Genomic DNA, 25,167 nt, shown 5'->3' on the forward strand with positions numbered 1-25,167 from the left:
CTGGACGTGGTGGTGGTCCCGCGAGGCACCGCCCCACCGGACAGAGAAGTCGGACGCCGCGCCAGGCGGCGGTTCAGGACCAGATCGCGAGCGGGCCGCGGCCCGTGACGCCCAGGAAGAAGGAGAGGCTGACCCTCCGGCCCGCGCCGGCGACCGGGCGGACCGAGTGGAAGTTGCGGGAGTCGAACAGGACCGCGTCCCCGGTCTCGGGGGCGACGACGGCCGCGGGCAGGTGCGCCACCGACTCCTCCGCGTAGCCGTACCCGTCGCGGTGGCGCTCGTCGGCCGGGTCCCAGCGGTGGCGGTGGACGACCGTCTCGCCGCCGGCGTCCGGCATGGACAGGTACCAGTTGAAGGTCAGGAAGCTGGCGGGCGGTTCGTCCAGGGCGCCGGGGAACTCCCGGAGCACCTCGTCGAAGTGGATCTTGGCGCCGTGGGTGATCTCCCGGATCATCCCGGCGAACATCGGGCGTCCGCCGGAGGTGGCGGGGACCAGGTCGTCCCCCCATGCCTCCCGCAGCCGGCCGGCCGCCAGGTCCATCGGGTCGCCGCCGCGCAGCAGCGCCGACCGGGTCCGCACGGACTCCTCGGCGTGCTTCCAGTAGTGCTCGTCCAGACCGTGCGCGCTGTAGAAGTCGTAGGCGGCCGGACCCAGCTTGGCGATGCGGGGGTAGATCAAGGCCTCGTCGTACGCTCCGAGCGGGCAGGTCTCCAGCGCGGACATGACGTCCCGGCAGTCCTGGAGCGAGGAGAAGCCACGGACGCGGACCGCGCCGACCACACCCGCGGCGAGACGCAGAATATGGTCCCTGGTGAGGCTGTCGGTCGTCTCCACATCGAACAACGTGTAAATAGGCGAGCCGTTCGTGCTGACGTCTTCGAGCGCGGAATCCGTCACTGTCCCGTCCATCATCGCACCCTCCCCGAAGCGAATGACTCTTATTCCCCGGCCGTGCACCCGGCCGATCCCCGGACTTCGCCAGGACTACAGTATTTTCCTCAGCCACCCCGGGCGGCGGAAAGTCTGCCGCCGCCACTCCTGCGGATAACCGACCGACACCTCCTCGAATCTCACGCCGTCGTACACGGTGGTGCGGGGCAGATGCAGATGCCCGTACACCACCGCCTCGGCCCGGAATTCCCGGTGCCAGCCGGCGGTCGCCTCGGTGCCGCACCACTGGGCGAACTCCGGGTGGCGCAGCACGCGGGTGGACTGCCTGACGAGGGGCCAGTGGTTCACCAGGACCGTGCGGCTGCCGCCGAGCGCGGCCAGCTTCGGCCTGGTCTCGGCGAGCCGGGCCGCACACCACTCGGCCCTGCTCGGGTAGGGGTCGGGATGCAGGAGGTACTCGTCGGTGCAGACCACACCGGCCGCCCGGGCGGCGGCCAGCCCTTCCTCGGGCGTGCGCGCCCCCCTGGGCAGGAAGGTGTAGTCGTACAGCAGGAACAGCGGCGCCACGACCACCCGCTCCGCGTCCCGCTCCCACACCGGGAACGGGTCCTGCGGGGTGAACACCCCGCGGCGCCGGCACACCTCTACGAGCCGCCGGTACCGGGCGTCCCCGCGCGCCGGGTCGGGGTCGTCACGCGTGGTCCACAGTTCGTGATTTCCCGGGACCCATACCAGTGTCGAGAAATGCCGGCCCAGCTCGTCCAGAGTCCATTCCAGCTGCTCCACGGTTTCACCGACGTCCCCCGCGATGATCAACCAGTCGTCGTCGCGCTCCGGCCGGAGCCGGAGGACCAACTCGGAATTCTCTTCATACGACACGTGCAAGTCGCTGATCGCCCACACGTTCCCGGAGGGCCTCACCCGGTCCAACCTACCTCCGCCACTCCGAATCAGGCCAGTGTTCGGCCGAATTCCCCTTCCCTCACCGACGACTGCCGTATCAAGGTACCGGCGAACGACGACTTTTCAAGGGGGTGGCGGCGGAGGGTCTGCTTCCGTAATTCCCGGGCGGGCCGGGGCCCCGGAGGGGGAACACCACGAGGGCCCGTCCGGCGGCTCGCCGGACAGGCCCTGGGTCTTTCCATACGGGTCCGGCGCTCCGGCGCGGCCCTGTGTTCTCGCGTTGTCGCGGTCAGCCGGCCGGGACGGCCGCCTTCGCGTCGCTGTCGGCCGCCGCCTCCCGCAGTACGGCCGGCAGCGCGGTCAGCTCCTCATGGGTGGGGGCGGTGATCCGCACCCCGGAGACGCGGCCGGGCTCGGTCCCGTCGAAGGCGCGCACCGCGATGCCGGACTCGGCGAACAGCCGGTGGATCTCCCCCGGTTCGTCGCTCTCGACGAACCGGTAGTGCACCGGGACCCCGGTGATGGTGCCGGGGAAGCGGGCGCTGAGCAGACCTTCCAGGCGGTCGGCGCTGTCCAGGAGGGCCAGCCGGGTCCGGTCGATCCAGTCGGTGCCGGACAGCGAGGCGGTGACGACGGCGGCGTCCAGGTAGGACAGCGTCCAGTTGATCTTGCGTTCCGCCACCCGCCTGCGCAGCTCCGTGTTGCGGGTCCACAGCGCTCCGGTGCGCGTGCCGGCCACGCCCAGCAGCTTGTTGGGCGAGCGCAGGACGACGACGTTGTCCAGGCCGGAGTGGACCATGGACAGTTCGCGGTGCTCCGCCATGAAGTCGATGTACGCCTCGTCGACGATGAGGACGGAGTCCGGGTGCGCGCGGCAGAGGTCGGTCAGGTGGTCGCGGTGCAGGTACAGCCCCAGGGGGTTGTTGGGGTTGGAGAAGAACACGTACGGGTATCTGGCCATGGCCGACGCCACGCGGTCCAGCCGGGACTGGGCGGTCTCCGTGACGCCCGGCAGCGGTCCCTCGTGCACGGGGAACCACCGGATGGTGTCGGTGTAGTCGGGGGTGATGACGGCGACCTCGGAGGTCGGCAGCAACTGGGCCAGGACGCGGATGAACTCGGTGATGCCGCGCCCCGGGACCAGGTGCTCGGGCGCGACCCCGAGGAACGTGGCGTACGCGTCGACGAACCGTTCCTCCATGCCGTAGGGGTGGGCCAGGATCTCGCGGGGGTCGACGGACCGCAGGACGGCCTCCACGGCCGGCGGGGGGCCGTAGCGGTTGACGCAGGTGCTCAGGTCCAGATGGATGGAACCGGAAAGGGTGCGCAGATCCCCGCCCTGCAACTCGGTGATCTTCATCGGCGGTGTCAACGGAAGCTCCTCAGGGGTCACATGCGTTCGAAGGACCGGAAGCGCTCCCAGTCCGTCACGGCGGTGTCGAAGGCGTCCTGCTCGACGCGCGCCATGTTCAGGTAGTGGTCGACGACGTCCTCGCCGAACGCGTCCTTGGCCAGTTCGCCGGAGTGCCACAGGGCGGCAGCGTCGCGCAGCGAGGCGGGGACGCGCGGTATGCCGGGGTCCGCGTAGGCGTTGCCGGCGCACGGCTCGGGCAGTTCGAGCCGCTGGTCGACCCCGTGCAGGCCGGCCGCGATCATGGCGGCGACGGCCAGGTAGGGGTTGACGTCACCGCCGGGCACGCGGTTCTCGACGCGCAGACCGGCGCCGCGGCCGACGACGCGCAGGGCGCAGGTGCGGTTGTCGTGTCCCCAGGCGACGGCCGTCGGCGCGAAGGAACCGGGCCGGTAGCGCTTGTACGAGTTGATGTGCGGGGCGTAGAACAGCGAGAACTCCCGCAGCCCGGCCAGCTGTCCGGCGAGGAAGTGGCGCATGACCGGGGACATGCCGCCGCCCTCGTCGGCGAAGACGGGCCGGCCCTGCTCGTCGCGCAGCGAGAGGTGGATGTGACAGGAGTTCCCCTCGCGCTCGTCGTACTTGGCCATGAAGGTGAGCGCGGAGCCCTGCTGGGCGGCGATCTCCTTGGCCCCGGTCTTGTAGATCGCGTGCTGGTCGCAGGTGACGAGGGCCTCGTCGTAGCGGAAGGCGATCTCGTGCTGGCCGAGGTTGCACTCGCCCTTGGCGGACTCCACGGTGAGTCCGGCGGCGCTCATGTGGTTGCGGATGCGGCGCAGCAGCGGCTCGACCCGGCTGGTGCCGAGGACGGAGTAGTCGACGTTGTACTGGTTGGCCGGTTCCAGGCCGCGGTAGGCGCCGCGCCAGGCGTCCTCGTAGGTGTTGTTGAAGAGCAGGAACTCCAGTTCGGTTCCGACGTACGCGCTCCAGCCGCGCTCGGCGAGCCGGTCGAGCTGGCGGCGCAGGATCTGCCGGGGGGAGACGGCGACCGGGCTGCCGTCGTGCCGGACGAGGTCGGCGAGGGCGAGGGCGGTGCCCTCGTGCCAGGGGGTGAGGCGGAGGGTGGCCGGGTCGGTGCGTACGACGAAATCGCCATAGCCCTGCTCCCAGGACGAGGTCGCGTAGCCGTCGACGGTGTTCATGTCGGCGTCGACGGCCAGCAGGTAGTCACAGGCCTCGGTGCCGTGGCCGAGGACTTCGTCGAGGAAGAAACGGGCCGAGAAGCGCTTGCCCTGGAGCCTGCCCTGCATGTCGGAAAAGGCGAGGACGACGGTGTCGATGGCGCCCGACGCGACGAGCCGCGTCAGTTCTTCCACGGACAGCGGCGGTGTGCGGTCTGCCACGGAGCGGGGACCTTCCGGGTTCGGGTGCGGGGTGCGGGGGCCGCGGGCGGCGGCCGGGCGGGTCAGCCGGCCGGGACGCGGGCGGGGAGGCGGAACAGCGAGGCCATGTGCGCGAGGTAGCCGGGCTCGTCGAGCAGGAAGGCGTCGTGGCCGGCGGCCGACGTCGTGTCGTGGTACCGGGTCACCGTCAGTCCGGCGGCGGTCAGCCGCTCGTCCAGTTCCCGGGTGGCCTGCGGCCCGAAGAGCCGGTCGGAGGCGAAGCTGACCAGGTGGACGTCGGGCGTGGCGCCGGGGACGAGGGCGTGCGGCCGGGCGAAGGCGTCGTAGGCGTCCATGGCGGCCGTCAGGGTGAGGTAGCTGTTGGCGTCGAACCGGGCGACCAGCTTGCCCGCCTGGTGTTCGAGGTAGCGCTCGACCGCGAACGGGCCGCGCGCGGCGCCGGTGCCGTCGGGGACGGGCTGGAACCGCCGGCCGAACTTGGCGTCCAGGGACTCGGCCGACATGTAGGTGAGGTGGGCCAGCATCCGGGCGACGCCGAGGCCGTCCACCGGTCCGGGGTTGTCCGGGTCCTCCGCGTACCGGCCCTGCGCGAAACGGGCGTCGGAGCGGATCGCGGCCCGGCCCACGGCGCTGAAGGCGAGGTTGTCGGTGGTCAGGGCGGCGGCCGTGGCGACCAGGACGAAGCCGGCCGCGTCGCCGGGGTGGCGCAGCAGCCACTCCAGGGCCTGCATGCCGCCCAGGGACCCGCCGACCACCGCGTGCAGCCGGCCGACGCCCAGGTGGGCGAGGAGTTCCCGGTGCACCCGCACCATGTCGCTCATGGTGACGGCGGGGAAGTCCGGGCCGTAGGGCCGCCCGTCCGGTCCCGGAGTGCGCGGGCCGGTGGTGCCGGCACAGCCGCCGAGCACGTTGGCGCAGACGACGTGGAAGTGGTCGGTGTCGATCGGCCGGCCGGGGCCGATCATGGGCTCCCACCAGCCCGGCAGGTCCTCGGGGTCGTGCCGGGCGGGGTGCGCGTCACCCGTGAGGGCGTGGCAGACGAAGACCGTGTTGTCGCCGGAGGGGGCCGGTGTCCCGTACTCCTCGTACGCGACGCGGACGTCGCTGAGGGTCCCGCCGGCCTGGAGCCGTAACGGGCGGCCGGCCGGGAAGAGGTGCGCGAAGCGGAGGTGCCGGCTGAGGGGCGCGGCGACATCCGGCGGCGCGGGCCTCTCAGGCGGCACGGGAAGGCTGTCCACGGCTGAAATCTCCCTGTCGTCCGTCGTTTCAGCGGTCTGCGGCGCGTTTGCCGGCGGCCGTCCCGAAGGCCCGGAACAGCGCCTGCGAGACCGGGTCCGAGGCCGCGTACCACTCGGGGTGCCACTGGACGGCGAGGGCGAAGGAGCGCGCGCCGGCCACGGAGACGGCTTCCACCACCCCGTCGTCGGCGGTGGCCTCCACCCGCAGTCCGGGCGCGACCCGGTCGATCGCCTGCATGTGCAGGGAGTTGACCCGGACGGACGGCGGGCCGCCGAGGATGTCCCGGAGCCGGCCGTCCGGGGCGAGCCGTATCTCGTGCGCGGGCAGGTACTGCTGGTCGCGCGGGAGCGAGAGGTCCTCGCGGTGCGCGGTGGTGGGCAGGTCGCGCAGGGTGCCGCCGAAGGCGACGTTCAGCTCCTGCAGACCCCGGCAGATGCCCAGCAGGGGCAGCCCCGCGTCGAGGACCGGGCGGACGGCCGCCAGCGCGAGCGCGTCGCGGTCGGGGTCGCGGGAGCCGGAGGCGGGCGGACCGCCGTAGCGCTCGGGGGCCACGTTGCTCTCGTGTCCCCCGAGCACCAGGCCGTCGAACCGCCCGGCCAGCGCGGCGAAGTCCACGGCGGGCCCGGGGATCAGCGCCACCGCGCAGCCGGCCACCTCCTCCAGCGCCCTGACGTACGCGCGGCGGACGGTGGCGTACGGCACCGCGTCCCAGGTCTCGGTGGAGCAGGCGAGGGCGACGAGCGGGCGCGTCATGCAGCGTCCAGGGCCTGGGCGAGGTCGTCGATCAGGTCGCCGGGGTCCTCCACGCCGACGGCCAGCCGGATCGTGCCCGGGGTGACGCCGGCGGCGATCTGGTCGGCCTCGGGGAGCTGGGCGTGGGTGGTCGACGCGGGGTGGGTGGCCAGCGTGCGGACGTCGCCGACGTTGGTGACGTGGGAGACCAGGCGCAGCGCCTCGATGAACCGGCAGCCGGCCTCGCGGCCCGCCGACAGCTCGAACTGGACGAGCGGTCCGCCGTTGCCGCCGAGGTAGCGCTCGACCAGCTCCGCGTCCTGTCCGGTGACCAGGCTCGGGTGGCGCACGGAGCCGACCTTGGGGTGTCCGGCGAGGAAGGCGGCGACCTGGGTGGAGTTCTCGCCGTGGGCCCGCATCCGCAGCGGCAGCGTCTCCAGGCCCTGGATCAGCAGCCAGGCGTTGAAGGGGCTGAGGGCGGGGCCCAGGTCGCGCAGCAGGGTCTCGCGGGCCTTGAGCAGGTAGCCGCTGCGTCCCAGCGGGGCCTTGAGGTCGCCGCCGGTGTTCGTCCACACCGCTCCGCCGTGGGCGACGTCCGGGGTGGTCATCAGCGGATGCCGGGCGGCGTGCCGCTCCCAGTCGAAGCGGCCGGAGTCGACGATCAGCCCGCCGAGGGTGGAGCCGTGCCCGCCGATGTACTTGGTCGCGGAGTACACCAGGATGTGCGCCCCGTGCTCCAGCGGGCGGCACACGTACGGCAGCATCGTGTTGTCCAGGATCAGCGGCACGCCCTCCTGCTCGGCGAGTTCCGCCACGGCCCCGATGGGGAACAGGCGCAGCCGGGGGTTGGGCAGGGTCTCGCCGAACCAGCAGCGGGTGTTCTCGTCGGTGGCGGCCGCGAAGTTCTTCGGGTCCGCGGGGCTGACGAACCGGGTCTCGATGCCGAACCGGGAGAAGGTGCTGGACAGCAGGTTCCAGGTGCCGCCGTACAGCTCCTCGGAGCTGACGATGTTGTCGCCGGCCTGGCAGATGTTCAGCAGCGCCAGCGCGATGGCGGCCTGCCCGGAGGCCACGGCGAGACCGGCCGCGGCGCCGTCCACGGCGGCCATCCGCTCTTCGAGGACGTCGCAGGTGGGGTTGTTGAGCCGCGAGTAGGCGTGGCCGTCCTCGCGCAGGTCGAAGATGTCCGCCGCGGCGGCGGTGCTGGGCAGCTCGAAGGCCGCCGTCTGGAAGATCGGGGTGACGACGGGCGGGGTGGGCCCCATGCGCCACTCGTACCCGGCGTGCACGGTCGCGGTCCGCGGGCTGCGGAACTGCTTGCCCTGGGCGGGTGTCTCATGCGGTGGCATGCGCGGTCTCCCCGGTCGCTGTGGTGGGCGGGTTCAGGTGCGTGTTCGGATCGGTGTCCGTGGGCGTGGTCATGTACCGGACGATGGCGGACATGGCGCTCTGCTGTCCCTGCGGCCCCTTGTGGAACAGGCCGCCGAACTGGGCGTCCACGGCCGCGTACGCGGGGTCGCGCAGCCGGATCGCGCGCGCCTCGGGCAGCCGGTAGAAGGGGGTCCGGGGGTCGAGGTGGTGCTCCAGGTGGAAGTGGTCGTTGTGGATGCCGGTCAGCAGCCGTTCCCACAGCCGGCTCTTGCGGTTGCGGGTCATGTAGAGGTCCACCCGGGAGTCCCGGACCAGCGGGGTGTGCTCCGACAGCTCGATGTACCAGCCGAGGATCTGGAAGCTGGTCAGGTACGGGAGGAACCAGAACAGCACCAGTCCGACGAGCCACCCGCCGTACCACGCGAGGCCGAGGACGGCGGCCCAGAAGGCCCAGAAGCCGATGCGGTCCAGCCGCTGCTTGCGGCGCTGCACCGGGTTCGCCGCCGCCGCCTGCGCCTTGCCCTCGCCCTTCAGCACGCGGTACCGGTTGCGGACCAGGTAGCGCAGATAGCCCCAGGTCTGCGAGCCCAGCAGCGGCATGACGACGACCCGCCGCACGTACGCCCCGTTGCCCGCGCGCCGGTAGGCACCCTGCTCGATGAAGAAGCGGAGGTCCGGGTCCAGGTCGGGACTGCCCAGCCGCGGGTGGTGGGTGTAGACGTGCGACACCTTGTACGCGTAGTGCTGCTGGAAGATCGGATACGCCGTGAAGACGGTGCCCATGGCCATCTGCCACGTCCGGTTGGCTATGCCCACCCCGTGCGCGCAGTCGTGCAGGATGGTCGACAGGCCGCGCTGGCGGGCCCCGATCAGGACCAGGGCAAGGGGATAGCACCAGTAGGAGCCGTAGACACACAGCAGGATCAGACCCGCGATCCAGACGGCGTCCGCCACCCAGGCGAGCGCCGCGTGCCAGTTGTCCGGGCGGTTCAGCTTCCGCAGGTCCGCCTCGACGTCGGCGGGGAAGCGGTACATGGTGTAGCGACGTCCGTTATAGGCCCACTGCTCGTCTTGCACGTCGTGTCCAGACATGCCGTGGATCTCCTTCCTTTCCGCGACACCAGAATCCAATCAAGGGTGGCATGCGGGGAGTTGGGGGCGGGTAAGCGAAGTGCGCAGCCGCAGAGGGGGAAAGTCAGCGCGTCGTGGACGCGCGCGGGGTGGGTGGGTCTGTAGTGTCCGCCGACACGGCGGACCGGGAGGGTGCCGTCAGGCGGGCCGGCTCCCGGGAACCAAGGTCATATGCCGGTGGCACCCAGGCGCCGGCGGGACGGCGGCCCCGCCGGCGGGGTTTGCGGACGGGAAACGCCGTCCGGGCACGGCGGCGGGCCGGCAGCCGGCCGGGTAACGTCCCCGGAACCCGGGTAACGGCCCCGGAACAAAGGCCCGCGCGAGCCGGGGTGCGGGGGTGCCGGGCGTCCTGGGGTGCCGGCCGGGGAGGCGCGCGGCCGGACGGGAGTGCCGTACGGCCGGTCAGACCAGCCCGACCTCGTAGGCGCGGGAGACGAGCTGGGCGCGGTCGCGGACGCCCAGCTTGGTGCGCACGCGGTACAGATGGGTGAGCACGGTGGCCACGCCGATGGTCAGCTCGCGGGCCACCTCCTCGGTGGACATGCCCCGGGCCACCATGCGCGTCACCGTCCGTTCCCGGGGGGTCAGTTCGGTCACCTCCGGGTGCGGCGCGGGCTCCGGGGCGTCCTGCGCCCGGAACCAGGTGACCAGGCGTTCGGCGACGTCCGGCGCGAGGACGGTCCGGCCCGCGGCCGCCGCCCGGATCGCGGTGACCAGTTCCTGCGGGCTCGCGTCCTTGCCCAGCAGGCAGCTCGCGCCGGCGTGCAGCACATCGCCGACCGTCTCGTCGGCGTCGGTTATCCGGGTGAACACCACGGTGCGGGGCGGCGCGTCCTCGGTGCGCAGCCGGCGGATCAGCTCCAGACCGGACAGGGCGCGCAGGCTCAGATCGGTGACCACGACATCGGGCCGCTCGGTGCGCACCAGGGCGAGGGCCTCCGTGCCGCTGCCGGTCGTGCCGATCACGTCGATGTCCGCCACGGCGTCCAGCAGTGTGCTCAGCCCGTGCCCGATGACCGGCAGTTCGTCGCAGACGAGCACCCGGATGGTCATGCCGTTCCCCGCACGGCCGTGGTGGTCCGCCGATTCGGAATGGCCGGAAACATCGGCTTCCCGGAGGCGCCGGGGCTAAGCCCCGGTGGACCGGTGCGGCTGTGGGTGGGATCTCCGACCGTGCGGCGCAGGCAGACCAACGCGTCTTCTCCTCGGCTCCAGGAGCGCCATGACCCGGTGGTGCGGTCCGTGGCGTCATGCTCGAACTCTCGGCTCATTCACATGAGTTGACGACCCAGGTGGACACTACAGTGATCAACGCCGCACGGCAGGAGCCTTTCCGGCCACGCGGTACCCTCCGCTTCCGCGGCCACTGGAGTTCCCGCCGCCGTCCTCACTAGAGTTGACGACGCGGATGGGGGTTGAAGAGAGGGCAAGGCCGATGGGCGACGACACGCCGGCACTGGGCGGCGCGACGGATTCCGCGCGGACCCTCGCGCAGAAGATCGACCGCCTGTTCACCACAGCGTTCGCGAACGGACGGAAACCCTCCCATGAGGAGGTCGCCACCGCGATCAACATCGCGGCCGGCGAGAAGACGATCAGCGGGACCTACGTCTGGCAGCTCCACACCGGCAAGAAGGCCAACCCGACGAAGCGGCACCTGGAGGCTCTTGCCCGGTATTTCGGGGTCAGCGCGGCCTACTTCTTCGACGAGGTCGAGGCGGCACGGATCGACGAGCAGCTGGACCTGCTCATGGCCCTCAGGAAGGCGGGCATCACCGACCTCGCCCTGCGGGCCAGCGCCCTGTCCGAGGCCGGCCGGCGCAGCGTCGCCGCCCTCGTCAGCGAGTTACGGGAACTGGAGGGCCTGGACCCGTCGAACGTCCCGCCGGCCGACAGGCCGGCCTGAGCGCCGCCACCGGCCCGGGCCCCGGGCCCTTCCGCCCCCGCCCGCCACCGGCCCGGGCCCCGGGCCCTTCCGCCCCGCCAGGCACCGGCCGGGCGGGCCCGGCAACCGTGCCCCCAGCGCCGGTCCGCGCCGGTCCGGGCCGGCGGCTGCCGGGACCGGCCGAGGTGTCACCGGCGACGCGCTGTGCCCGCGCACCCCCGGCCGTCGGCGCCTACGCTGGAGGAAGGGGCCCGCGCAGTCGCTCCTGGAGGACCCATGTCGCAGATCGACGACAAACACGACGCGCTGATCTCCCGGGGAGTACTCGACCTGGGCGCCGCGACCGGGGACGAGGAGCCGCTGTACGACGGCGGGGCGTGCCGGGCCTATCAGTTCGGCCGCATCTACTTCCACCCCCGTATCGGTGACGCCTTCGAGCTGCACGGCCTGATCCTCGACACCTACCTGGAGCTGGGCGCCGAACGCAGCGGACTCGGCTACCCGCTCACCGACGAGTCCGACGCCCCGGACGTCGCCGGCGGTCGCGTGAACGCCTTCGAGCAGGGCACCCTCCTGTTCGACCCGGCCTCCGGGACCGAGGTGCGGCTCACCGACCGGGAGGTGCTGCCGCAGGTGATCGTCAAGGTCGCGGACGGGGTGTCCGTGCCGCTCGAACCGGGCGGCAGCCTCGGCCTCGACGAGCTGGCGTCCCAGGTGCTGGGGCCGGACGGCGAGGCCGCCGTGGAGACGGTCCGCGCGCTGCTTCCCGACCTGACGGCGCACCGCGTCTTCGACTCGGTCTCCGCCGGGCAGCTCCAGGCGATGACCGACCGTGCCACCCAGGACGAACCCGACTACACACCGCCGGACTTCAACACCTACCTGGAGATCGACTGCCCGACGGGGTGCGACACCGAGGCGCTCGCCACCGCCCTCGCCTCGGTCCCGGGCACGGTCGAGTACGCCTACACCGTGCCGGTCGCCTCCGATCCGGTGGTCGGTACCGCGAATCCGCTCTTCGCCCAGCAGGGTTACCTGCGGCCGGCCGGGGACGGCGTCGGCGTGCAGGCGGCCTGGGCCAAGGGCGCGGACGGCGGCGGCACCCAGTTCATCGACCTGGAACAGGGCTGGTTCGTCGGCCACGAGGACCTGCCCGCCCCTCTGCGGCTGATCGACGGGGTGAACCGCAACAGCAGCTTCGCACACGGCTGTGCCGTCGTGGGCGAGGTCGCGGGCACCGACAACGCGCGGGGCATCTGCGGGATCGCGCCGAAGACCTCGGCGCGGCTCATCTCGTACTTCCGCCCCACGGAGGAGCCCAATGCGACGAAGAGCCGGCAGACCGTCGCGGACATGATCATGCGGGCGCAGTCGGAACTCACCCCCGGCGACGTGCTCTTGCTGGAAGTCCAGCTCGTGGCACAGATCGGCGGCACCGACCGTCCCGTACCGGTGGAGACCGACCGGGTCTGCTTCGAGACCGTCAGACTGGCCACCGCCCTCGGCGTCGTCGTCGTGGAGCCGGCGGGAAACGGCGCCGCCGACCTGGACGGCTTCGTGGACCATCTCGGCCGGCACGCCCTGAACCGCACGGCGCCGGGTGAGTTCCGGGACTCGCGGGCCGTCATGGTCGGCGCCGCCGCGTCCGCGCCGCCGCACCGCCGCGGGCCGTCCAGCAACTTCGGCAGCCGCGTCGACTGCTACGCGTGGGGCGAGAACATCGTCACCTCGGGCAACCCGAACGCGCCCACGAAAGCCGACGCGTACTGGACCGGACCCTTCTTCGGCAACACCTCGGGCGCGGCACCGGTCATCGCGGGCGTGTGCCTGCTCGTCCAGAACCTGTTCACCACGCTGAACCCCGGCACCGGCGGGCCCGGCAAGCTCAGGCCGGCGCGCATGCGCGAGGTGCTGACCGATCCCCGGAACAGTACGGCGGGTGCTCCGGGCGCCTCCATCGGCGTGATGCCGGACCTGCGAAAGCTGATCGCGCACGAGTTCGTCTGATCGGGCGCCGTACGGGCTGTGCCGCCGGCCATCACTGACACGAAGTCAGTGGTGGCCGAACCCGTCGTGTCCGTGGTCGTCGTCGCGGTCGTCGTCGTCGCGTCCGTCATCACGTCCGTCGTCGCGGTCGTCGTCATGGCCGTGGTGGCCGGGCGGGAGGTCCACGGTGTCGCAGTAGATCACCGGTCCCTGGGGTGCGGAGGGGGCGGCGGGGCCGTCGGCGGGGATGCCCTCCGTCTCCATGACCAGCAGGCGCAGCGGTGCTCCGTGCCGTACGGCCGGTACGGTGAGCGCGCCGCTGTAGGACGGCGTGCGGGTCGACTCCGCCTCGGCCGAGGTGAGGACGGTGGCGGTGTCCTCCAGGGTCACCCAGCCGAGGTCGTCGTCGCCGACGACGTCGTGCCGGCGCTGGAGGGTGGCGGTGATCCGCGGCCGCGTCGACGCGGTGGGGTCCCAGGAGGGGCCGGTGACCGTGACGGAGAGCGGCGGCCCGGGCCGGACCGTGAGCTGCCGGTCCGGCAGGGTGCGGACCAGATCGGCGAGGACGACCGACGAGACCTCCTCACCGGGGATCGAGGCGGGCTGGTACCGGACCAGTGCGAGCCGTACGAAGGGCAGGCAGGCGTCCTTGGTGTCCAGTTCGAGGTCGCAGAACCAGCGGCCGCCCGGCTCCCCCGCGTCGAACTGCGGGACGAAGCCGACGACCGTCACGGGCAGCGAGCCGCCGGGCAGAGACAGCAGGAGCTTCCTGGGCTGCCCCACCGCGTTGGTGAACACGTCCGGGGTGGGTGCCACGACGGGCGCGGAGCGGTGGACGGGGTCTCGGCCCATCAGGGTGACCCAGGTATCGCGCAGGGACGCGGGGTTGCCGCCGGGCGGCTCGCCGAGGACCACACCGAGCAGTTCGCCATGGCCCGAGGAGAGCCAGGGGCGGGCCAGGTACACCCGGATGCCTCCGCCACGCCGGCGCCGGACCACGGCACCGGACGGCCCCGCGGTCTGCTCCAGGGACAAGGTAGGGACGCAGTACAGGACCTGGGGCGCCGTGGGTGCCGCGCTGCTGGGCACCGAGTGTGCCCGCGCGGCGCCCTGGACGGTCAGCGCGTTCGGGCCGAGTGCGGCCGGCCCCGCAGCGGGAGCGGGAGCGGGAGCGGGAGCGGGAGCGGGAGCGGGCGGGAAGCAGTCACCGAACCGGCTGCCGGCCAGCGGGCGGTAGCGCACCTCGCGGTGCTTGGTGTCACCGAACTCGTGCCGGGTGAGCAGGGGCGGCGTCTTGTCGGCCGTGGCCCTGTCCTCGGCCGCCTGGGTGTCGAAGGTCAGGACACCGTGCTGGAGGACGGCGGGGTCCGTGCCGGGGATGCCGGTCCGGGAGGCCCGCGCCGTGAGCAGTCCGAACACCGGCGCGGTCATGGGCCGGCTGACGGTCCCGTCGGGGCCCTCGTCCGTCACCTCGGTCCACTCCGCGACCAGGTCGATCCGGCCCGTGCTGCTCTCGTCCAGCGCGATGGTGCCCGCGAGCTGCTCGGACGTCGCGTTCCTGGCGCGCGTGCGCGTCGGCGGGGACAGGGTCAGCACGGGGGTCCGCAGCGGCCGCTGGACCGCGTGCACGAGGGTCAGCTCGTGCCAGGGGGTGAACATCCAGTGGCCGTTGGCCGCCGCCAGTTCCAGCGCGTGGTCGGCCTTGCGCAGCTCTTCCGCCCGCTCGGCCTCGGTGCCCGGCGCCGGTTCCCGGGACCAGGCGGCCATGCCCATGAGGTCGGCGTCGAAGTCGAGGGCGGAGCACACCCGGACGGTGACCGCGGCGCCCGGGGGCAGCGACACGGTCAGCACCCGGGACGCCCGGTCGAAGCGGGGCGGCGCGGTGCCTTCGGCCAGCCTCAGCCTGAAGGACCGCGGGCGGTGCCAGGCATCGCCGTCCCAGGGGATCAGGAACGGCGTGCCGGGGGGCATGCCCGGCAGGTCCCACAGGGCGGCTCCGCGGGCCAGGGGGTCGGGGAGGCCGCGCATGGGGACGTCCTCGCCCGTGTGCAGGGCGACCACCGCCGGGTGGTGGGGGTCCGCCGGGTGGCCGGGGGTCGCCGCCGGGTGGCCGGGGGTCGCCGCCGGGTGGCCGGGGTCCGCCGCCGATGAGCCGACGGTCTCCAGCCGTACGCCCGGGCCGGGATCGTTCAGGGCGCCGCTCTCGCGCACGGCCAGTTCGTAGACCGCGTCCTGCACGGCGTGGTCGGTGGAGCCGATGGCCGCGTCCAGCAGCCCGTGCCACTCCACGCACCGCAGCGATGTCTTCGGTGCCACGACGTGTCGTTCGTCGGCGCCCTGGTAAGGGACGTGTCCTTCGCGGGTGACCAGCGGCGACCGGTTGAACTCCGCGGCGTACTGCTCCGCCGTGCGGCCGGCTCCCGGGGCCGGCCGCGGGCCATGGCCGCAGTCGACGGTGAAGCCGGCCCTGCGCCCGAGGTTGGTGAGGCTCTCACAGCCGGGAGCGCCGTCGGCGCCGGCCCCGGAGAAACCCTGCTGCCGCTGCTCCTCGGCATAGGCGGCCCTCGTCATATCACCGAAGAACCCGTCCACGCCGCCCACTTGGCGGTGGCCCACGGCCATGAGGGCCGCTTGGACGACCGCGATGTCGTCGTTGGTCAGGCCGGGCTTGACACGGGCCAGGAGGACGGTCGGCTCGTTGTCCACGGGTGCGTCCGGGACGGCCGGTGGCGGCTGGTCGCCCGGGCTGCTGCGGAGCACCATCCGGAAGGTGGAGGCGCCTTCGGCGAGCGGCAGTCTCGGTACCACCGCCGGCGCCGGGACGGCCTCGAACCGGCGGAAGACCAGCGGCGGATCGGGGACCGCCACACCGGGCAGCCGCATCAGGGCATCGGCCTGCGCCAGGTCGAGTCCGTTGCCCGCCAGGTCGACGGTACGCAGCCGCAGCCGGTAGCGACGGCCGTAGCGCAGGGCCGGCAGCGAACCGCGTGCCGCCCTGACCGTGATCTCCAGCGGCAGTCCCGGCGGCGCCTCGTTCCTGAGGGGCACCGGGGCGTTGGGAGCCTTCTGGGTGTCGGGGTCCCCGTCGTCGGTGTCCAGCACGAGGCCCGGGAAGGGCGCGGCCAGGGACCATCCGCGCCAGACGACCAGCGGTTCGGGTACGTAGAGCGCCGGATCGCCGTGGGGTGAGACCAGGTGGGCCTGGAAGAAGCCCTCGTCGGCGGCCGTCAGCAGCAGTGGCCCGTCCTGGGGCCGCCGGTACTCCACCTCCCGGGCGTGCAGCGAGAACCAGCGCGCGCGGTCCTCGTCCCAGATGTCCAGCCGGTGGCCGCGGACCAGGTCGTCGGCGAAGAGCACGGGAGCGGCCGGCTCCTGCTGCGCGGCCTGGGGCGCCGGCCCCGCGGCCTGCGGACCGGCCGCCTCCCCGTGCGGGGGCCGCGTCCGCTGCTCGCGCTGGTGTGCGACCACGTCGCCGAAGGTCCTGTCCTGATCGGCCGCCCGGTCGAGTGCCGACCGCAGACCGGCCATGCGGTGGTGTCTGACCAGCGCGATCCCATGGGCGCGGACCGGGGACAGCCCGGTGGCCTCCTCGTGGACCTGCAGCAGCTTCAGGGCGGCTCCCTCGACGTCCGCCTGCTCGACGGAGAAGTCGCCCGCGAGCGCGACGAGACCGCGGGCCGGCGACGCCAGCGGGTCGGCGGCGGCCGGCGGGTCAGCGGCGGCCGGCGGGTCGGCGGTGGTCGACGGGTCGGCGGTGGTCGACGGGTCGGGGACGGTAGGCGGTGGCGCCGTGGGCAGGAAGATCCGGCGGGCGGGCGCGGGCGGAACCGGGGGAAGGGGGTCCAGGCCGAAGAAGTAACGGGTGAGGCAGGGGACGTTGTACGTCTGGGGGCCCGGCTCGGGGTGCCACACGGGGAGGACGGTCAGCACCTGCCGGCCGTCGGACTCGGGGAGCCCGGCCGGCAGGACGAAGTCCAGCACCAGCCCGAGGCGTCGCAGCAGCACGGGGTGGTCGCCCAGCGAGGTGAGCATCGTATGGAAGTCCAGCAGTGGCCCGGGCGGGGACGCGTGGGGTCCGGCCGGCGGCTCCCCGGCGGCCAGCGACTGACCCCCGGGCGGCGACCCGTCGGTCCCGGAAGGGCCGGCGGCCGAGGGCCGGTGGAAGGCGTCCAGCTCCGCCAGCTCCACGGGCACGGCGTTGTCGGCCTGCGCTTCCAGGATGTGGGTCCCCGGCCGGCCCGCGAGCATCTCGGCGTGGGCGCGCCGCAGCATGTCGTTCGTCGGGGGCGGTGTCTCGGGCGAGTCCTTCGCCGCCCTGGCGTAGACGCGCTGGGTGAAGTCGCGGACTTGCCGCGCCGAGTAGCTGCGCATCTCCTTCTTGGGGGCCTCGCAGGTGTAGTGCTCCAGCGGGGTGGCCTCGTGGAAGAGACTCGTCCACAGGGCCGTGTCGGGCGCCGGTCCCCGCGGCTTGAGCGGACCGGTGAAGGGCACGGGCGGGGTCGCGGTGCCGTCGGCGGTGGCGAACCGGAAGGTGGCCGCCTTGACCTTCTCGGGCCACGCGAGGAAGTCGGGGAAGCCGGCCAGCGTGGCGTTCACCGCCTCGGCCGGGAGCAGCCGCGGGGCCACGAACACCGACACACGCACCCCGGTACCGTCGTCCGGGAGTCCGGCCGGGAGGACCGTCCAGTTGATGTGCTGTTCAAGGGGCATGGACATCACCCGTGGGGCTGGGGGGCGTACGCCTCGCAGAACTGGCGCCAGTACGGTTCCCGCGGGACGCACTCGGCGAAGGTCGGGTCGCACGGGGCACCGGAGAAGCTCCGTTCGAGTTCGAGCGTGACGGACTTGCTGAAGAAGGCGATCCGTACGCTGACCGTGAGCGTGCCTTTGCCGTGGACCACCGACTGGTGGCCGCTCTTCACATACGTCAGTTCGAGGGAGAACTCGACGGACACCGTGACGATGCCCAGCACACACAGGAATCCGCTGCAGTGCAGATAACCGGTGAGGGAGACGTTGTCGGGCTGCTTCTCCACCTTTTGCAGCGTGAAGCGGATGCCCGCCATGATCGAGACGCCGCCGCTCGCGACCCCGAGGTTCAGCGCCACGGCGCCGCCGAACTCTATGGCCCCCTCGATCCGCTGTACCCCGGTCGTGTTGACCAGCATGGAGAAATAGCCGCCGCCGCCGAGCAGGGACACGGTGACGTTGAAGGGGTGCTCCCGCTCGGAGACGGAGAAGCGGAAGGTGACGGGCTCGGCGCCGAAGGGGATGGCCAGCTCCGCCGCGAGGGAGACGTTCGCCAGGGTGAAGACGCCGATCGTGAGGGCCGGAAGCGCGAACTTGTAGCCCGCCCGGACACCCTTGTCGTCGACGTCCACGTAGGCGCCGGAGCCGAAGACGTCGGCCGGCAGTGCGTCGCGGAGGGTGTTGACGAACTCCAGGTCCTTCTCGAAGGTCAGCGCCACTCCGCTGGCCGTGATCTCGGGCTTCCTGCCGGGGCCGGTCTCGAAGGCCAGCTCGGCGATGTCCACGCGCGCGATCTCGAAGAAGGCGAGTGCGAAGCCGTTCAGTCTGCCCCGCACGACGGCCTGGTCGACCGCGTCCTTCGCGCGGACGGTGCGGGCCTCCAGGGTCAGCACGGCATCGCGCAGATCGACGGGGAACGCGTCAGGTTCGCCCGGGTTCGCCGGTCCCGGATCCCCCAGCCTGGTCTTCCACACGTAGCGCAGCTCTTTGCCCCCTGAGTCCGCCAGGTCGCGCACCCGCAGCACGGGCGCGGGCAACAGGCCGGCGGGGTCGTTCAGGATCGCCTCGATCCGCTCCTCGCTCAGCTCGCGGAGCGTGTCCAGGCCGCCCGCCACGTCGCGCAGATACCGGTCCAGGCAGATCTTGCCGAGGAGTCTGGCCCCGCCGAACGCCTTTCGCAGCTCATCGAGGCTCCGGGCGCCGGTCACCGCCCCGGTGGGGTCCGTCTGGAACACGTCCGGAACGACACCCGCCTGCGTGGTGATCAGGCTCAGCTCGGTCTTGGGGCTGGCGACGCCACCGGCCTGCTCTCCGGCGACGGTGAGCGGAATCGGGGGCTTGAGCCCGAGGTAAGCGCCCGCGGGGTGGTTCTCCATGCCCTGCTTGAGGTAGGTGTCGTCGAACTCGACCGGCACCGCGCCGGCGTTCGCGAGGAACTGCTCCACGGCGGGGACCCGCACCGTCGCCGACCGCACGTGGGGCCGGACGGCGGCGCGCCCGTTCTGCTGCGAGGTGCGCCCGACGGCGAAGGTCAGGGTGTCGACCGCGTGGCTGGTGCTGCCGGAGGCACCGGCCGGTGGCTGCGCCATCGCCATCACCTGACCGCGCAAGCCGACCTGCATGCGGCCGGGGTTTTCGCGGACCAGATCCGCCACCCGGGGCTCCGGGTCCTCGAGTTTGTCGGGTATGAAGATCAGGGGCATCTTGAAGCTGACCGCCCGGCCCTCCGAGTCCGTTCCGATCAGGGTGAACTGGTGGTCGGTTCCGTCGAGGAGTCGCACCCAGAAGGCGTCTGTGTCCTGCAGCGGCACCCTCGGATCATTGGGGTCCCGCACCGTCGTCGAGGGTGACTTGATCGGCGGGGTCACGCGGTCGGTGATCCGCAGGGCGCGGAAGGGCATCTCCCGTCCGGCGTGCGGGAAGCCGGTGTCCGGCCCGTACCCGACCTCCGGCTGCTTGATGATGACGTGCTCCTCCTGCTGGAGGTAGGCGGTGATGCCGTCGTTCGGGGAGGCGACGAACACCCGGCGGAACTCGTGCACGTGGGCGGCCAGGTTACCGGGGGTCATGACGCCGCGGGTGACCACGCGCAGGTACTGGTCCCGGCCCAGGGCCGTGATGTGGTCGTACGCCAGCAGTTCCGGGGAGGGCCGCCCGGCCAGCGGGTACCGGGGCCTGTCGTCCTCGGACACCACGTCCCAGGCTCCGTGCAGATGGGCCGACGCGCCCAGCGGGGTGACGATGAACTGTTCGGCGTGCAGGGGCGCGCTCGGGACGTCGATGGGGCCGTCGCCCGGGACGACGAGTTCGGTCCGGCTGGTGAGGGTGACGAGGTCGTCCAGGTTCCGGGCGGTGAGCGGGGTGTCCGCGAAGCCCCGGCCCGGGAGCGCCGCGACGGCCCGCAGCAGTGCGTCCGCGCCGTGCGCGCCGTGCAGCCGCGCGTGCCACAGCGCGGTGCGCCCGTCGGCCTGGTGGGGCTTGCGCCGGCTCAGCCAGTCCACCTGATCGTCGTAGGTGACCAGCAGCCGGAGGGGGAACTCGATGACGCTTCCGGGAACCCCGTGGAAGACCGTCGACCCGGCGGGGTCCGGGTTCCCCGCGCCGGGCGGGACCGTCAGCGGCACGAGGTGCTGCCAGTCGAGCAGCGCGTCCAGTGACAGGGCCAGGCCGTCCAGGCCGGCCGGCACCGAGAAGGCCAGCGTCGTCGGACCGGCGGTGACCGCTGCGACGGGAACGGGCGGCAGCGGGCTCCCCAGGAGGAAGGACTGCTCGACGACATGCTGCGGCGGCAGCACGGCCAGGACGAACGCCGGCGTGCCCGGCACCCGTGGCACCAGGCGGTGGCCGTCGTAGCGCAGATTGACCAGGCTGATGTCGACGACGAGCATGTCCGCCGGCCGCACCACCCGGAAGGGCCCCTCGGCGAGGTCCTGCACCTCGCCCGGAGCGGGCCGCGGCGGCCTCTCCGGGCCGGGGCCGGGCGGACCGGGCGGCCGGTCTCCGTTTCCGCGGCGGGGCCCGCCCGGGCCGTGCCGGTGCCCGCCGAAGGCGCCGTCCCCGCCGCCGTGGTCCCCGCCGCCGCCGTGTCCACCGCCACCGTGGTCCCCGCCGGGATGGCCGCGCTGCCCGAGCAGCCGCGGGACGACGGGGCGGGCGATGTGGATGGCCATGGGGAAACGCCTCGATCGAGGTCGTGAGCATCGTGGACAGCGCGCGACGACGGCCGCTGCCCCCTCCCTCTGTCCCTCCATTTTCGCTCCGGTGCCTGATCCGCGCCACCGCGCGCCGGCCGCCGTGTCCGCACGCCGGGTCCGGGCCGGGGCCCCCGCCGGCCCTACGGCGACGGAGTCCCCGGGTGGATCCCGGCGCCCACCCGGCCGGCCGCGCCGGTACCACGTCCGGACCGGCACCGATGGCGACCCGGCGGACCGCCCCGGAGGATGGTGCTCGAACTCACGGCACGGCAGCGGGTTTCCTGACGGCGTGCCACACAGGACGGGCTCCGACGGCGTGCCGCGCACGCGCAACCGACGGCAGGAGGTGAAGTGACCGAGTGACTCCCCCCAAGCGGCGCTATGTTGCGCGCCCGACAGCGCGCCGGCCCTCGTTGAAGACCTGGCGGTCGCGGGTGACCCTGTCGGTGATCGTGCTCGTCCTGCTGGCGACGACGATCCTGCTCAGCCGGTTCGGCCTGGAGGACTTCGCGCATGCCCTGACGTTCCCCGGCCGTGTCACCGGCGCCGTCCTCATCGCGGTCTCGGTCACCACGCTGCTGGCCGCCGCCGCCGTCCTGGACCACTGGGTCGGGCGCTGCTTCCCCTACTCCGGCCTGGTCGCGCTGATCGGCGTGTTCGCGGCCCTGCTGAGCAACGCCCTGCTGCTGGCCGAGACCATCAAGGAGGGCGAGTCCCATGTCTATCCGGTGCTGTTCGGCGTGCTCACGGCGGGTTCGGTGTGGGCCGTCTTCGCGGTGTGGCGGGCCTCGGTCTCGGTCCCCGCGCCCAAGCGGCTGGCCGCCGCGGTGATCGTTCCCACGGTCATCGCGATCGGCAACTTCGGCTATCAGAACCTCTATCTGCCCTACCAGCGCGAGACCCGGCCCCTCATCACCCTGTCCTTGGGCAAGGCGGTGCTGAGCAAGGACCGCAAGGCGTTCGCCATACCGGTCGACATCACCCTGCGGAACCGCAGCGACGTGGGCTTCTACGTGCTCGGCACCGAATTCCACGCGATGGGCCAGCGAGTGCCGCTGAGTTCGAAGGACCGGCTGCGCGGGCAGTGGCGGACCGATGCCGAGCAATGGTCCAAGTCCTCGGACATCAACCCCCTGTCCCGCAGGGAGATCCACCAGCCCGGCCAGATGCTGGAGGCACAGCAGTGGATGCCGTACGGCCAGTGGATCGAGTCGAGTGACACCTTCAGCACGCGGCTGGTGCTGCAACTGCCCATGAGCACGCCGTACGACCAGGTGGCGTTCTACGCCACCGCGAGCCTCGCGCGCAAGGACCGGCTGGTGCTCCAGCCGCCCCTCGACTTCAAGGCGCTCTCCTGGGGCAAGCGCCCGGTCCCCGGCTGGGTGAAGGAGCAGCAGAAGAAGGGGATCGACTCCCTCATCTACCAGGCCAGGGTGCACGAGAACAACGCGATCGACGAGCACACGAGGTCCGCGCGCTTCGTCACCGTCTACTGGACCTTCGGTCCGCACGGCGCGCGGCTGGTGACGTCCATCGCGCGGCGGGGCGAGGAGGAGCACAATCCCAGCCCGTCACAACAGCGCGAGGTGTCGGGCCGGTACGGCCTCGTCGACCTCATCGCGGGCCCGTACCAGCAGAACCTGTGGGACATCAAGAGCCAGCGCTGACGGCTGCCGCCGCTCCGGTCCCGCCGGTGTGCCGCTCCAGCCCTTCCAGCCAGGCCACCAGGGCGAGCGAGCTGTTCATGCGGTCCCAGGAGTAGGCGTCCCCGATGCCGAGCCGGGCCTCGCGCACCGCCCGGCACAGCGTCTCCACGTCGAACATCTCCGCGACCAGCGGATGCCGGGCGGAGCGGCACAGGGCGATGAGTTCGTCGCCGTGTGTCCGCAGGCCGCGGGCGTAGAGGTCGTTGAAGGGGACCTTGAACGACCGGCCGCCGATCGGCGCGGGGAGCAGGTCCGCCATGGCCTCGCGGAGGACGGCCTTGGGCCGGCCCGGCCGGAACGCGGCCGCGAAGGGGAGGCGGCGCATCGTGGCGACGACCTCCGGGTCGAGGAACGGGTGCGAGAGGAAGAACCCGTCCCGCCGCGCGCGGTGCCAGGACAGCGGGTCGGGAGCGGCGAGGTAGTTGGCGGCCTCGTACAGCGACTGCTCCGGCCTGCGCCCGAAGACGAACCGGCTCTCCGCGACACCGGCCTGCCGGTAGCCGTGCGCCCGCGCGAAGCCGGACCGCAGCCACGGGGGCCGGCCGAAGGTGCCGAGGCCGCCGAGCACCGTCCGGCCGCGCACCAGTGCGGTGCAGCGTTCGGCCGTGAGCGGAAGGGCCGGCTGGACCACGTAGGCCCGGACGACCTCCCGCAGGCCCCGTTCGCTCCCGGCGGCCCAGGCGCGGGCCTGCCGGGTCAGCTCCCCGAGCCGGCCGGTGCGGGCGAGCCGGTGCAGGTGGAACGGGTTGGCGTCCGCGACGGGATCGGCTCCGCAGCCGGTCAGGAGGGTGTCGCAGTCCAGTCGCGCGGCCTCGGAGTGGAGTCTGCTCCAGAACGGGGCGCGGAAGGCGTGCGCGTGGGGTTCCTGGGTGTCACCGGCGTGGTGCCGGAAGTCGTCGAAGTCGCACACGTCGTCGGCGTCCACGACGACCGGGCGGGCGGCGGGCGCCTGCCGGCGGATCTCCGCCAGCGCGAGGTCGAGGTACGGCCGCTCCGCCGCCAGTTCGCCGCGGGAGAAACGCCCGGCGAGCAGCACGAGGTCCCCGGCGCCGGCCCGCCCCTCGGCCAGCAGGCGGGCGGCGAGCAGCGCGACGCTGGTGGAGTCGGTGCCGCCCGAGACATGGCAGGCCGTCGTGGTGCCCATCCGGCGTCCGACGGCGTCCTCCAGTGCCCGGCGCAGCTCCCGGGCGGCCTGGCGGAGGTCGCCGGCCGCCGGCGCCGGCGGGTCGGCGGCCGGGCGGACGGGGCGCGTACGGCTGAGCAGCCGCCCGTCGGGGGAAAGCTCCACCACTTCCCCGCCGAGGACGCGGTGCACACCGGTGAACGGGGTGAGGTCCGTGTGCGGTTGTGCCAGGTTCCCGGTGAGGTACCGGCAGAAGTAGCGCGGTTCCAGCCCGGTGGCGCTCCCCAGGCTGCGGGCGGAGGTGCTCACGGCCCGCACGCGGCCGCCGGACGCCCGGAAGAACAGGGGGATACGGGCCTGTCCGTCGCGGAGCAGGAAGACGCGGTCGCGGCAGACCAGCACGGCCGCGTAGTCGCCCGCCGGCGGCGGCGGGGCTTCTCCCCGGCGGCCGAAGGCGTCGAGGAGGCCGTGGGCGCCCGCCGTCCGGTCGCGGGCCGAGCCCACCCAGCCGACGACGGCCGCGGTGCCGGCCGGTGAGGAGACCGTCGTCACGAGTCCGCGGCGCGCCATGGCGCCGGCGGTCCGGAAGGCCGGTGCGCCGCCGTCCCAGTCGAGGCGGAGCGCGTCCATGTCACCGTCCCCCGCCGTCGATGACGAGCACCGGGGTGAAGGAGTGTCCGCGCGGGTCGGCGTCCGGGACGCACACGCCGGCCGAGTCGGTCCAGGCGTGCAGGGCCAGCGGGTGTTCGCGCACTCCGATGTGGAGCGTGGCCGCCAGACCGCGCCGCCGCAGCAGGACGAAGGCGGTCACGGCCTCGGACTTGCAGTCGCCGTCGACGAGCCAGCTGCCGCGGCTGTGCCGCAGCACCGCCCGCTTCAGCCGCCCTACCTCCGCCGCGGAGGGCCGGTCGGCCCGGGCGTACCCCGGAGCGGCCAGGGACAGCAGCCGCAGGACGCGCCCGAACCCGATGGTCCGGATCAGCAGGTGCACGCCCCGCAGCCAGAGTCCGACACCGGCGTCCGCGCGCCTCGTCCGGCGGCCCGGCACACACCCGGCCCGGGTGAGAGCGGTGACGAGTTCGGCGCGTTCCTCCGGGCTTCCCGTGGTGAGCTTCCGTACGTCGGCCGCCGCCATCCCGAGGAAACGGGTCCGCTTCCAGTCGGCGATCAGCGCGCCGTCGGACATGCGGGTGACACGGCAGTGCGGTGACAGGATCCTCGCCACGGCCGCCAGGCCGTCACCGTCCGCTGCCACCGCGCATCCTCCAGGGTGTTGCCGTGGACGGTGTCAGGACTGGTACCCGTGACCGTCGTAGAGCCCGCCGCTGAAACCCCGGATCAGCCGGCCGTTGCCGAGCCGGACCAGCCGACGCGACGTGCGACGCCGCAGCATTCGGAGAAACATCGCCTACCTCCAGAGCCTGGCCCGACAGATCAACTCCAGGCTACGCCGCCCGGCATCCCCCGCAACCGGACCACGTCCGCGACGAACGGAACACAGG

The 25,167-nt window shown here is 72.8% G+C and carries 16 protein-coding genes; 3 read left to right on the top strand and 13 right to left on the bottom strand.

The features are described from left to right. Positions 1–73 precede the first annotated feature (73 nt). The 9 genes from ACH4OA_RS17735 to ACH4OA_RS17775 form a co-directional block, all read right to left on the bottom strand. Complete coding sequence (locus ACH4OA_RS17735) at positions 74–913, bottom strand: putative 2OG-Fe(II) oxygenase (protein WP_397939118.1); 840 nt, start codon at positions 911–913, stop codon at positions 74–76. Between the two features lie 72 nt (positions 914–985). Continuing rightward, positions 986–1,747 carry a metallophosphoesterase gene (locus ACH4OA_RS17740; RefSeq protein WP_365872798.1) on the bottom strand — a complete coding sequence of 254 codons (762 nt, stop codon included), beginning with the start codon at positions 1,745–1,747 and terminating at the stop codon, positions 986–988. Between the two features lie 337 nt (positions 1,748–2,084). Further along, positions 2,085–3,167: an aminotransferase class I/II-fold pyridoxal phosphate-dependent enzyme gene (locus ACH4OA_RS17745; protein WP_397939114.1), complete on the bottom strand. Its 1,083-nt coding sequence runs from the start codon at positions 3,165–3,167 to the stop codon at positions 2,085–2,087. Between the two features lie 17 nt (positions 3,168–3,184). Next, complete coding sequence (locus tag ACH4OA_RS17750; RefSeq protein ID WP_397969671.1) at positions 3,185–4,549, bottom strand: glutamine synthetase family protein; 1,365 nt, start codon at positions 4,547–4,549, stop codon at positions 3,185–3,187. Between the two features lie 62 nt (positions 4,550–4,611). After that, the gene (locus ACH4OA_RS17755; RefSeq protein WP_397969673.1) at positions 4,612–5,787 is read right to left on the bottom strand and encodes a homoserine O-acetyltransferase; all 1,176 of its coding nucleotides are present in this window, start codon (positions 5,785–5,787) and stop codon (positions 4,612–4,614) included. A gap of 28 nt (positions 5,788–5,815) precedes the next feature. Next, complete coding sequence (locus tag ACH4OA_RS17760; RefSeq protein WP_397939108.1) at positions 5,816–6,541, bottom strand: gamma-glutamyl-gamma-aminobutyrate hydrolase family protein; 726 nt, start codon at positions 6,539–6,541, stop codon at positions 5,816–5,818. After that, the gene (locus ACH4OA_RS17765) at positions 6,538–7,869 is read right to left on the bottom strand and encodes an O-acetylhomoserine aminocarboxypropyltransferase/cysteine synthase family protein (protein ID WP_365872788.1); all 1,332 of its coding nucleotides are present in this window, start codon (positions 7,867–7,869) and stop codon (positions 6,538–6,540) included. The genes ACH4OA_RS17760 and ACH4OA_RS17765 overlap by 4 nt, the downstream gene beginning before the upstream one ends. Next, the gene (locus ACH4OA_RS17770) at positions 7,856–8,983 is read right to left on the bottom strand and encodes a fatty acid desaturase family protein (RefSeq protein ID WP_397969675.1); all 1,128 of its coding nucleotides are present in this window, start codon (positions 8,981–8,983) and stop codon (positions 7,856–7,858) included. The genes ACH4OA_RS17765 and ACH4OA_RS17770 overlap by 14 nt, the downstream gene beginning before the upstream one ends. 441 nt (positions 8,984–9,424) lie before the next feature. Further along, the gene (locus tag ACH4OA_RS17775; protein ID WP_397939104.1) at positions 9,425–10,075 is read right to left on the bottom strand and encodes a response regulator; all 651 of its coding nucleotides are present in this window, start codon (positions 10,073–10,075) and stop codon (positions 9,425–9,427) included. A 382-nt stretch (positions 10,076–10,457) separates the two neighbouring features. On the opposite strand from ACH4OA_RS17775, the gene ACH4OA_RS17780 reads away from it, so the two are divergent. Then, positions 10,458–10,928: a helix-turn-helix domain-containing protein gene (locus tag ACH4OA_RS17780; RefSeq protein ID WP_365872782.1), complete on the top strand. Its 471-nt coding sequence runs from the start codon at positions 10,458–10,460 to the stop codon at positions 10,926–10,928. Positions 10,929–11,183: 255 nt separating this feature from the next. Then, complete coding sequence (locus ACH4OA_RS17785; RefSeq protein ID WP_397969676.1) at positions 11,184–12,914, top strand: S8 family serine peptidase; 1,731 nt, start codon at positions 11,184–11,186, stop codon at positions 12,912–12,914. A 45-nt stretch (positions 12,915–12,959) separates the two neighbouring features. Here ACH4OA_RS17785 and ACH4OA_RS17790 read toward each other — a convergent pair whose 3' ends face one another. Together ACH4OA_RS17790 and ACH4OA_RS17795 are read right to left on the bottom strand one after the other, a co-directional pair. Then, positions 12,960–17,603: a peptidoglycan-binding protein gene (locus ACH4OA_RS17790; RefSeq protein WP_397969678.1), complete on the bottom strand. Its 4,644-nt coding sequence runs from the start codon at positions 17,601–17,603 to the stop codon at positions 12,960–12,962. Between the two features lie 5 nt (positions 17,604–17,608). After that, positions 17,609–20,812, bottom strand: a complete 3,204-nt coding sequence (locus tag ACH4OA_RS17795) for a hypothetical protein (protein WP_397969680.1) — start codon at positions 20,810–20,812, stop codon at positions 17,609–17,611. 458 nt (positions 20,813–21,270) lie between these two features. On the opposite strand from ACH4OA_RS17795, the gene ACH4OA_RS17800 reads away from it, so the two are divergent. Next, positions 21,271–22,503, top strand: coding sequence for a hypothetical protein (locus ACH4OA_RS17800; protein WP_397939097.1), 1,233 nt, complete (start codon positions 21,271–21,273; stop codon positions 22,501–22,503). On the opposite strand, the gene ACH4OA_RS17805 is transcribed toward ACH4OA_RS17800, so the two are convergent. Both ACH4OA_RS17805 and ACH4OA_RS17810 read right to left on the bottom strand, forming a co-directional pair. Beyond that, the gene (locus ACH4OA_RS17805) at positions 22,487–24,295 is read right to left on the bottom strand and encodes an asparagine synthase-related protein (protein WP_397969682.1); all 1,809 of its coding nucleotides are present in this window, start codon (positions 24,293–24,295) and stop codon (positions 22,487–22,489) included. The genes ACH4OA_RS17800 and ACH4OA_RS17805 overlap by 17 nt on opposite strands. Position 24,296: 1 nt before the next feature. Further along, the gene (locus ACH4OA_RS17810; protein ID WP_397969684.1) at positions 24,297–24,920 is read right to left on the bottom strand and encodes a lasso peptide biosynthesis B2 protein; all 624 of its coding nucleotides are present in this window, start codon (positions 24,918–24,920) and stop codon (positions 24,297–24,299) included. Between the last annotated feature and the right edge of the window lie 247 nt (positions 24,921–25,167).

Source organism: Streptomyces sp. NPDC017095, from assembly GCF_044332325.1.
In the GTDB taxonomy this organism is placed as follows: Bacteria; Actinomycetota; Actinomycetes; order Streptomycetales; family Streptomycetaceae; genus Streptomyces.

Coding starts and splice junctions, on each gene's coding strand:
- ACH4OA_RS17765 (WP_365872788.1), bottom strand. CDS start 7,869: ATGCCACCGCATGAGACACCCGCCCAGGGCAAGCAGTTCCGCAGCCCG.
- ACH4OA_RS17760 (WP_397939108.1), bottom strand. CDS start 6,541: ATGACGCGCCCGCTCGTCGCCCTCGCCTGCTCCACCGAGACCTGGGAC.
- ACH4OA_RS17785 (WP_397969676.1), top strand. CDS start 11,184: ATGTCGCAGATCGACGACAAACACGACGCGCTGATCTCCCGGGGAGTA.
- ACH4OA_RS17790 (WP_397969678.1), bottom strand. CDS start 17,603: ATGCCCCTTGAACAGCACATCAACTGGACGGTCCTCCCGGCCGGACTC.
- ACH4OA_RS17805 (WP_397969682.1), bottom strand. CDS start 24,295: ATGGACGCGCTCCGCCTCGACTGGGACGGCGGCGCACCGGCCTTCCGG.
- ACH4OA_RS17735 (WP_397939118.1), bottom strand. CDS start 913: ATGATGGACGGGACAGTGACGGATTCCGCGCTCGAAGACGTCAGCACG.
- ACH4OA_RS17775 (WP_397939104.1), bottom strand. CDS start 10,075: ATGACCATCCGGGTGCTCGTCTGCGACGAACTGCCGGTCATCGGGCAC.
- ACH4OA_RS17795 (WP_397969680.1), bottom strand. CDS start 20,812: ATGGCCATCCACATCGCCCGCCCCGTCGTCCCGCGGCTGCTCGGGCAG.
- ACH4OA_RS17770 (WP_397969675.1), bottom strand. CDS start 8,983: ATGTCTGGACACGACGTGCAAGACGAGCAGTGGGCCTATAACGGACGT.
- ACH4OA_RS17780 (WP_365872782.1), top strand. CDS start 10,458: ATGGGCGACGACACGCCGGCACTGGGCGGCGCGACGGATTCCGCGCGG.